At 67.1% G+C, this 2935-nt stretch carries 1 protein-coding gene; it reads left to right on the top strand.

Going from position 1 to position 2935, the window contains the following annotated elements; genetic code table 11:
* A partial coding sequence (gene pyc / locus V7067_RS17080) for a pyruvate carboxylase (protein ID WP_334177089.1) occupies positions 1-2895 on the top strand: 2895 nt, incomplete at its 5' end.
* Between the last annotated feature and the right edge of the window lie 40 nt (positions 2896-2935).

The raw sequence follows: 2935 nt of genomic DNA on the forward strand, positions 1-2935 counted from the left end.
GCCAAGCGCGAGGCCAAGGCCGCGTTCGGCAAGGACGAGGTCTATCTGGAAAAGCTGGTGGAGCGCGCCCGGCACGTCGAGGTGCAGATCCTCGGCGACACCCACGGCAACCTCGTGCACCTGTTCGAGCGCGACTGCACGGTGCAGCGCCGCCATCAGAAGGTGGTGGAGCGCGCGCCCGCGCCCTATCTCTCCGACGAGCAGCGTGCCGAAATCGCCGGCTATGCGCTGAAGATCGGCAAGGCGGTCGACTATATCGGCGCCGGCACCGTCGAATTCCTGATGGATGCCGACACCGGTCATTTCTACTTCATCGAGGTCAATCCGCGCATTCAGGTCGAACATACCGTGACTGAGGAAGTCACGGGCATCGACATCGTCAAGGCGCAGATCCGTATCCTTGAGGGCGAGGCGATCGGCACCCCGGAATCCGGCGTGCCGGAGCAGGCCGGCATCCGCCTCAACGGCCATGCCCTGCAGTGCCGCATCACCACCGAAGACCCGGAACAGAACTTCGTTCCCGACTATGGCCGCATCACCGCCTATCGCGGGGCGACCGGCTTCGGCATCCGCCTCGACGGCGGCACCGCCTATTCGGGTGCGGTCATCACCCGCTACTACGATCCGCTGCTTGAAAAGCTGACGGCGTGGGCGCCGACCCCGGATGACGCCATCCGCCGCATGCACCGTGCGCTGCGCGAGTTCCGCATCCGCGGCGTGGCGACCAATCTGGCGTTTCTTGAGAACGTCATCACCCATCCGCAGTTCCTCGACAGTTCCTACACCACCCGCTTCATCGACCAGACGCCGGAGCTGTTCGCACAGGTGAAGCGCCGCGACCGCGGCACGCACCTGCTGAACTACATCGCCGACGTGACGGTGAACGGCCACCCGGAGGCCCGCGGCCGCCCGCGGCCGCCGGCCGATGCCATGAAGCCGGTGCTGCCGAGCTTCGGCGACGGGCCCGTTCCCAACGGCACCCGCCAGCGTCTCGAACTCGACGGGCCGGTGGCGTTTTCCAGATGGATGCGCCAGCAGAACCGCGTGCTGGTGACCGACACCACCATGCGCGACGCCCATCAGTCGCTGCTGGCAACCCGCATGCGCACCCACGACATCGTGGCCGCGGCGGATGCCTATGCGCGCGCTCTGCCCTCGCTGCTGTCGCTGGAGTGCTGGGGCGGCGCCACCTTCGATGTGGCGATGCGCTTCCTCACCGAAGACCCGTGGGAGCGTCTGGCGAAGGTGCGCGAGCGGGCGCCGAACATTCTGCTGCAGATGCTGCTGCGCGGCTCCAACGGCGTCGGCTATGCCAACTATCCCGACAACGTCGTGCGCTTCTTCGTGAAGCAGGCGGCGGAGGGCGGGGTGGACCTGTTCCGCGTGTTCGACTGCCTCAACTGGGTGGAGAACATGCGCATCTCCATCGACGCGGTGCTGGAGTCCGGCAAGCTGTGCGAAGGCGCCATCTGCTACACCGGTGACCTGCTCGACCCGAAGCGCAGCAAGTACGACCTGAAATATTACGTCGCGCTGGCGAAAGAGCTTGAGGCGGCGGGCTGCCATATCATCGGCATCAAGGACATGGCGGGCCTGCTGAAGCCGGCCGGCGCCCGCGTGCTGGTGAAGGCGCTGCGCGAGGAGGTGGGGCTGCCGGTGCACCTGCACACCCACGATACCTCGGGCATTTCGGCCGCCACGGTGCTGGCGGCGGTGGAGGCCGGCGTCGACGCGGTGGACGCGGCGATGGACGCCTTCTCCGGCCTCACCTCGCAGCCCTGCCTCGGCTCCATCGTGGAGGCACTGAAGGGCTCCGAGCGCGACACCGGGCTCGATCCGGAAGCCATCCGCCGCATCTCGTTCTACTGGGAGGCGGTGCGCGCCAAGTATCGCGCCTTCGAGGCCAACCTGCAGGCACCCGCCTCCGAAGTGTTTCTGCACGAGATGCCGGGCGGCCAGTTCACCAACCTCAAGGAGCAGGCCCGCTCGCTGGGCCTTGAGGCGCGCTGGCACGAGGTGGCCAAGGCCTATGCCGACGTCAACCAGATGTTCGGCGATATCGTGAAGGTCACGCCGTCCTCCAAGGTGGTGGGCGACATGGCGCTGATGATGGTGTCGCAGGATCTCACCGCCGCCGAGGTCGAGGATCCGACCCGCGATGTGGCGTTCCCGGAATCGGTCGTCGGCCTGTTCCGCGGCGATCTCGGCCAGCCGCCGGGGGGCTTCCCCGAAGCGCTGCAGAAGAAGGTGCTGAAGGGCGCCGAGCCGATCACCGTGCGGCCGGGCTCGCTGCTGGCCGATGCCGATCTGGAGGCCGAGCGCGCGGGGCTGGCGAAGAAGATCGACGCGGAGAGCGTGAGCGATCACGATCTCGCGTCCTACCTGATGTATCCGAAGGTGTTCACCGACTTTGCCAAGGCCCGCAAGACCTACGGGCCGGTCAGCACCCTGCCGACGCCGGTCTATTTCTACGGCATCGAGGCGGGCGACGAGATCCTCGTCGAGCTGGAGCCGGGCAAGACGATGGTCATCCTCTGCCAGGCCATCGGCGAGGCGGATGAGGAAGGTCAGGTTCGCGTGTTCTTCGAGCTGAACGGCCAGCCGCGCATCATCCGCGTGCCGGACCGCAACCTCGGTGCCGCCGCCAAGGCCGCCCGCCGCAAGGCGGAGGACGGCAACCCCAACCACGTTGCCGCCCCCATGCCGGGCGTGGTGGCCACGCTGGCGGCCAAGCCGGGCCAGACGGTTTCGGCCGGCGACGTGCTGCTGTCCATCGAGGCGATGAAGATGGAAACCGTGCTGCACGCCGAGCGCGACGGCAAGATTGCCGAGGTGCTGGTGTCGGTCGGCTCGCCCATCGATGCCAAGGATCTGCTGATCGTCTACGAGGGCTGAGGCAGCCTCATAGATGCAGACTGAAAGGCCGGGGGCTTGT

It is taken from the genome of Pseudoxanthobacter sp. (genome assembly GCF_036822375.1).
In the GTDB taxonomy this organism is placed as follows: Bacteria; Pseudomonadota; Alphaproteobacteria; order Rhizobiales; family Segnochrobactraceae; genus Pseudoxanthobacter.